5 protein-coding genes and 1 tRNA gene are annotated in these 6,097 nt (G+C 70.3%); 2 read left to right on the forward strand and 4 right to left on the reverse strand.

Annotated features, from left to right (window positions below; genetic code table 11):
* Positions 1 to 190: 190 nt before the first annotated feature.
* The 3 genes from AC6EXY_RS32870 to AC6EXY_RS32880 all read right to left on the reverse strand — a co-directional run bounded on the left by AC6EXY_RS32870 (position 191) and on the right by AC6EXY_RS32880 (position 3,998).
* The gene (locus AC6EXY_RS32870) at positions 191 to 1,360 is read right to left on the reverse strand and encodes a branched-chain amino acid ABC transporter substrate-binding protein (RefSeq protein ID WP_101831907.1); all 1,170 of its coding nucleotides are present in this window, start codon (positions 1,358 to 1,360) and stop codon (positions 191 to 193) included.
* A 237-nt stretch (positions 1,361 to 1,597) separates the two neighbouring features.
* Positions 1,598 to 3,355 (reverse strand): branched-chain amino acid ABC transporter substrate-binding protein, encoded by a 1,758-nt coding sequence (locus AC6EXY_RS32875; RefSeq protein ID WP_499818923.1) that lies wholly within the window; start codon positions 3,353 to 3,355, stop codon positions 1,598 to 1,600.
* Between the two features lie 43 nt (positions 3,356 to 3,398).
* Positions 3,399 to 3,998, reverse strand: coding sequence for an ANTAR domain-containing response regulator (locus AC6EXY_RS32880; RefSeq protein WP_101833268.1), 600 nt, complete (start codon positions 3,996 to 3,998; stop codon positions 3,399 to 3,401).
* 236 nt (positions 3,999 to 4,234) lie between these two features.
* On the opposite strand from AC6EXY_RS32880, the gene AC6EXY_RS32885 reads away from it, so the two are divergent.
* Together AC6EXY_RS32885 and AC6EXY_RS32890 are read left to right on the forward strand one after the other, a co-directional pair.
* A tRNA-Leu gene (locus tag AC6EXY_RS32885) sits at positions 4,235 to 4,310 on the forward strand.
* 94 nt (positions 4,311 to 4,404) lie between these two features.
* A complete protein-coding gene (locus AC6EXY_RS32890) occupies positions 4,405 to 4,668 on the forward strand; it encodes a hypothetical protein (protein WP_165818528.1) in 264 nt (87 codons plus the stop codon).
* Between the two features lie 319 nt (positions 4,669 to 4,987).
* On the opposite strand, the gene AC6EXY_RS32895 is transcribed toward AC6EXY_RS32890, so the two are convergent.
* A complete protein-coding gene (locus tag AC6EXY_RS32895; protein ID WP_101833267.1) occupies positions 4,988 to 5,920 on the reverse strand; it encodes a recombinase family protein in 933 nt (310 codons plus the stop codon).
* Positions 5,921 to 6,097 lie beyond the last annotated feature (177 nt).

The following is a 6,097-nucleotide window of genomic DNA, read 5'->3' on the forward strand; positions in this document are numbered from 1 at the left end:
GGGCTCCGCGGGCGAGCCTGGCCCGGTGGGGGGGGGGGGGCTTACGCTCCGGGGGGGGGGCCCCGGGGCGGGGGGTGTCCCCCCGGCGGGGGGGGGGGTAGGGCCCGCCCGCCCCCACCGGCGAGCGGGGGGGCCTCCGCCCCCCCCGGGGGGGGGGCGCCCCGGGGCGCCCCCAGGCCGAGGGAGCTGGTCAGGGCCTGACGAGCGCGTCGATCGGGCCGCGCAGGACCCGGTGACCACCACGCACCTCGTACAGGTAGACAGCGGTGCTGTCGACGTCGCCGCCCCGGCGGAAGCGGATCCGCTTGGTCACGCCGGGCAGGTCCACCGAGCCGAAGCCCGCCGCGACCGCCCGGCGGGTCGCGCCCGTGCCGAGCCGGCGCAGCACGTCGATGATGGCGTTCGCCGCGTCGTACGCCTCGGCGGAGTAGGTGCCGGGCCGGATGCCGCTGTTGACCGAGCGGTACTCGGCGGCGAAACCGGTCGCCGCGGGGTCGCTGCCCGCGTCCCGGCAGGCGCAGGTCAGCAGGATCCCCTCGGCGTTGCCGATGCCGGCCTGGCGGATGAGCTGGTCGTCGTTCGCCCCGTCACCGCTGACGATCCTGCCGGTGTAGCCCTTGCTGCGCAGCGCCCGGGCGAGCGGGGCGAGCTCCGAGTAGTACCCCGAATAGTAGAGCGCGTCCGGATGCGCGGCGATGATCTTCGCTGCCTGGGCGGTGTAGTCCCTCGCCGGGCTGAGGTCGTCGTGGATGACCGTGACCCCGTGATCGTCCAGAGCGCCCTCCAGCGCACCGGACAGACCGGTGCCGTACTCACTGCGGTCGTCCAGCGAGTACACCCTGTCCGCGTGCAGCGCCTTGGCCAGGTACTCGGCGGCGGCGGCGCCCTGGACGGTGTCGGGTGCCATCAGCCGGTAGAACGTGGTGAAGCCCTGGTCGGTCAGCGTCGGACTGGTCGCCGACGGGCTGACCGAGAGCAGGCCTGCCCGGCTGTAGAGCGGCTCGCTCGTCCTGGTCGCCCCGGAGAACACCGGTCCGACGACGCCGATCACGCTCGGGTTGTCGATGAGCTTCTGGGCGGCGGCCGGGCCCTGCGCCGGCTGGCCCTGGTCATCCGAGGCGATGATCCGCAGCCGGAACGGCAGGGTGGCCCGCCGGTTCGCCAGGTCGACCGCCGTCAGCAGCCCGTCATAGGCGTTGATGCCCAGCTGCTGGTCGTCGCCGGACAGCGGCCCCTGGAAGCCGATGGCGAACTCCTTGCGGCCGTCGTCACCCGCCTTGCCGCCACACCCCGCGATCGCGGTGGCGACCAACACCCCCGCGATCCCCCACACCCCGAAACGCCGCCCGGGAACGCCCATCACACGTCCTTCCGCGGCGGCACGCCGCCGGTGCCGGCAGCCGGAACACCGAAGATCGTCACCACCATCGTCGCAATCCTAGGTAAGCGATCAACAACCTGTCGTGACGAAATCTAGGCCAGGCGAGGCTGCGGCGATGGCTTCAGGTAGTCGTGTCGTAGCTTTCCGCGGTTCCTGGTGGCGACGCGCGACCGGCGCCATTCGCGGTCATCCGCGTGGGAGCTCGGCCGGGCGCGGTCAGCCGGTGCGGGTGGCCAGCGCGACGAGACGCCCACCGAGGATGGTGTAGAGCTCGACGGAGGGCCGCCGGGTGTCGCCCCACCGGTCGAACGCGACGGAGCCGGTGACGCCGGCGAACGTGCCGCGGCCGATCGCGGCGGCGATGTCGTGGCGGGCGGCGGCGTCGACGGCCATCCGGCCGGGCAGCACGGTCGCCGCGGCACGGATGATCGCCCTGGTCGCGTCGTAGGCATAGGCGGCGACGGCCGGGATGGCCTCGGCCTGCCGCTGAGCCAGTTCCTCGGCCGCTTCATGCGCCGCCTGCCGGGTGCGCGCGCCGCCCGGGCCGTCGACGTCGTCACGGTCAGGCGGCGCGGCCACCGCGGCCCGGGCCGCGGGCATCCCGCTGCGGACCAGCCCGGCGCCATGGGCCGGCATCGCGGCCCCGATGGCTCGGGAGGGGCCCGAGGCACGCGCCGCGTCCGGACCCCGCGACGCGTCCGGAGCATGGGAGTGGAACGCGTCCGCGGAGGGGGTCATGTCCGGAGAGCGGGTGGCCGGGGCGGTGGCGCCCTCGTCGTCGGCGGGGCCGCCGTAGCGGGCCGAGTAGGCCGCGACGAACGCGCCGGCGGCGGGCAGGCGGGTCGCCGGCGTCAGCAGGCTGGTGATGAGGTCACCGTCGGCGGCGGTGCGCGTCTCGTCGGTGTAGCGCGGCTCCAGCAACGCGTCCGAGCCCAGGATCTGGATGGACGCGCCGGAGTCGGCGAGGCGGGAGCGCAGCTTGCCGGCGAAGGAGGCGCCGGTGGAGACGTAGACGAGGTCGGGTGCCTCGCCGTCGAGCGCGGCGACGATCTCGTCGAGGTCGCCGCTGTCACCGCCGTCACCATGCTCGGGGTACAGGGAGGTCACCGACGCGCCGAGCGCGGCGGCGTGCACGGCGAACCGGTCACCGAGGGTCGTGCCGTAGCGCGGCTCGCCGTCGACCACGGTGATGCGGTGACGGTTGAGGGTGTGCACGGCATAGTCGGCGGCGACCTGTGCCTGCAGCTCGTCGGTGCCGCTGAGGCGGAAGTAGGTCGGGTAGGGGCGGGTGCGGGGGCGGGCGCCCACGCCGGTGAGGGCCGGGTCGGCGGTGGACGGCGACACGACGGGGATGCCCGCGGCGGCCAGCGTCGGCAGCGCGACCTGCGCGACCAGGGAGTTCAGCGGGCCGACGACACCGATCAGCCGGTCGTTGGCCGCGAAGGCGTCGGCGGCCTGGGCGCCGCCATCCGGACGGGACATGTCGTCCCGGTTGGACAGTTCGAGCCGCCAGCCCGGGATCGCGCCGTCCTCGTTGGCCTCGTCGACCGCGAGCGCGACCGCGTTGCGCACACTTGCGCCGTCGGACGACAGGTCACCGGACAGCGGCGCCATGACACCGATGGTGGCGACCCGCGTCTGCCCGGCACCGCCGCCCCCGCCGCCGAGCGTGGTGGCGAGGACGAGGCCCAGCGCCGAGGGCACGGCGAGCACCAGGGCGACGATCGCGGCGAGCGCGACCCGGCCGCGCCGGGTCCGCCAGCGGCCGCGGACCCACCCGCCCAGCCGTCGCCCCACTGGCGCGAGCTGGTGCAGCGCCCGCTCGCGGCTGGTGGGCACCCGCACCGGCGCGGTCGTGTCGGCGGGCGCGACCTGGCCGGCGTCCGACTCCGGCGCGCGCCCGGCGTTCGGGACGGGATCGGGTTGCGCTCCGGGGTCCCGCGGTGGGCCCGGGTGCGGGGACGCGCCGGTCACCCGGCCGCCGACGCACAGGCGACAGCCGGCGGGGTCGGGCTGGTCACGAGGTTGGCAGGGCCTCGCCCGACAGCACGGCCTCGGCCACGGCGCGCATGGTGCGGCGCTGGTTCATCGAGGTCCGCTGGATCCAACGGAAGGCGTCCGGCTCGGTCATGCCGTGCTCGGTCTGCAGCACACCCTTCGCCCGCTCGATGATCTTGCGAGCCTCCAGGCGGCCCTGCAGGTCCTCGACCTCGGCCTCCAGGCTCACGATCTCCGTGAACCGGCTCATCGCCATCTCGATCGTGGGAAGCAGGTCCTTCTTCTGGAACGGCTTGACCACGTACGCCATGGCGCCGGCCTCCCGAGCTCGCTCCACCAGCTCCCGCTGGCTGAACGCGGTCAGGATCACCACCGGCGCGATGCGGTCCTTGGCGATCTTGGCGCCGGCCTCGATGCCGTCCATCCGGGGCATCTTCACGTCCAGGATGCACAGGTCCGGACGCAGCTTGCCGGCAAGGTTGACGGCCATCTCGCCGTCACCGGCCTCCCCGACGACCTCGTAGCCCTCTTCCTGGAGCATCTCCCGCAGGTCGAGCCGGATCAGCGCTTCGTCCTCGGCGATCAGGACCCGACGCGGGTTCGAAGAGGGTTGGCTCATCGAGGGATACTCCTGGTCTCGGCGGGATGACACCAGTCTCGCAGGACGGGCGGGCGGTCGGGTGACGTCCGACCCGGCCTGGACGCAGCGGACGGGCAGGGCGGGAGGTCGAAACGCACCCTACCCGGATAGAGTCTTGGGCGAGACGTTCCGGCCGCGATTGATCAGAATGATCTCCAGGGATCCCGCGGCCGGCCCGCGCCTCACCAGCCCGCCGCACGACGCTCCACCCGCCCGCCCCGGTACTCCAACGGCAGAGAGACGGTGCTCAAACCACCGACAGTGTGGGTTCGAATCCCACCCGGGGTACCAGATAGTCCATATTCGAACCCCGACCAAGATCAACCGTGAGGGTCGGCCCGCCAGGGCCGCCGTCACGGGGGTCTTGGCCGGGGTTCAGAGCGTTTTGGATCATGCGGCGCTGAAAGTCTGTAGCTACCAGCGTGGCGTAGGGATCACGCAAGGTAGCTGCGACTACCGTCACTTCGTCGTCCTCAACATCATCAATCAGCAGCTTCTCGAAGAAGAACTGGTTACTCATGCGCCGGATCTGGGGGCCACCTGCGGCGTAGACCTCGGCTGCCTGCCCCACGAGGGCCAAGCTCCGGGTGAGGGTCTCTTCGATCCGGTCGTAGATCGTCTCGGAAGCCGCAAGGACCCGCTTGGCTGAGGCCAGCTCCCCCGTGATCCGGGTCTGTTCCTCATGGGCCAAGTCCTCCGGGATGGAGCCAGTCACCACGCCCCGGGCCAACCGCTTCCGCTCGTCGGTCAACTCGGTGACGCGTCGCTTGGCCCGGTCAATCTCCGGGGTTGCCCGCCTACGCTGGCGGTCCAACCTCTTCCCGGATACCCTCTCGTATCTGATCTTGAACTTCGTCCGGGATGCGTACCGCCCGGTAGTAGCGCTCCACCGCCGCCTCCACCTCTGCCACCAGCCGGTACCGAGCGGTGCAGTTGGTGCGGCGCTGGTGCCGCCCCAGGCAGAAGTATTACATATACTGCCCCTTGGCGTTGGTGATGCACAACCGGCTGCCGCAGGCCGCGCAAAATACCGATCCCTTGAGGTAATGGTTGTATATGCGCTGCTTCTCGCTGGACTGGTCGTGTGCCCGCAGGACTTCCTGGACACGGGTAAACAGATCCTCCGATACCAGGGGTTGATGCCGCCCCTCGTACTCTTGGCCCTTGAAGATGACCTTGCCAAGGTAGTAGCGGTGGCTGAGCGTCCGGGCCACGATGGAGGGAGAAAGAGGCTTCGGAACTCTGCTACGGCTCGGGACAGCGGTCAGGCCTCTTCTCTCCAATTCGTCCGTGAGGCTGCGGATCGTCCACTCCCCCGTGGCGTACATCTCGAAGGCCCATTGGATGTGCGGAGCACGGTCTGGGTCCAGAATGACTATCGCAACTTCCCGGCCCTCTATGCGCTGCCGCGTGTTGAGGTACCCCACCGGGGCCTTACCGGGCGTTCCGCCCATCTTGGCCTTCTGAGCCATCCCTTTCATGGACTCCGTAGCCAGGTTCTTGGAGTAAAACTCGGCGATCCCGGCCATGATGGCGTGCAGTAGTTGCCCGGCTGGCGTCTCGTCAATATTTTCCTTGACGCTCACCAGCGTCGTGCCCGAGGACTTCAGCTCGAACATGATGTTGGCGTCGTCCCGCCGGTTTCGGGCGAAGCGGTCGACTTTATCGAGGATGACATAGTCAATGTCGCCTTGCGCGCGCACGAAGCTCAGCATCCGCTGGAATTCCGGCCGGTCCGCTGTCTTGGCGGACTCACCCCGGTCAACAAATACTTCCACTACCTCGGCGTCCAGGCTTGCGGCTTTGCGTTCGCAGGCCTCACGCTGGGCGGGCAGGGAGTAGCCATCCGGGTCGGTGTCGCGGCCCACCTGCTTCAAGGTCGACACCCGCAGATAGATCACGGCCCTCTTACTCCGGCGTAACTGGTCAGGTACCGCTTTGATCTTTGGTTAGTATTCGTAATTAAATAACTTGGTTTTCTTGTTTGGATGTTGGCGATGTTCTGTGATCACGCCGGTAGGGTCGGGGTGTGTCAGTTGAGGGGGCTGGGAAGTTCGAGGCGATGGCCGCGCGCCTGG

The sequence above is a fragment of the Frankia sp. RB5 genome, from assembly GCF_059816245.1.

Excerpts from the sequence above, each read along its gene's own strand:
- AC6EXY_RS32870 (WP_101831907.1), bottom strand. The coding sequence starts at position 1,360 with ATGGGCGTTCCCGGGCGGCGTTTCGGGGTGTGGGGGATCGCGGGGGTG.
- AC6EXY_RS32880 (WP_101833268.1), bottom strand. The coding sequence starts at position 3,998 with ATGAGCCAACCCTCTTCGAACCCGCGTCGGGTCCTGATCGCCGAGGAC.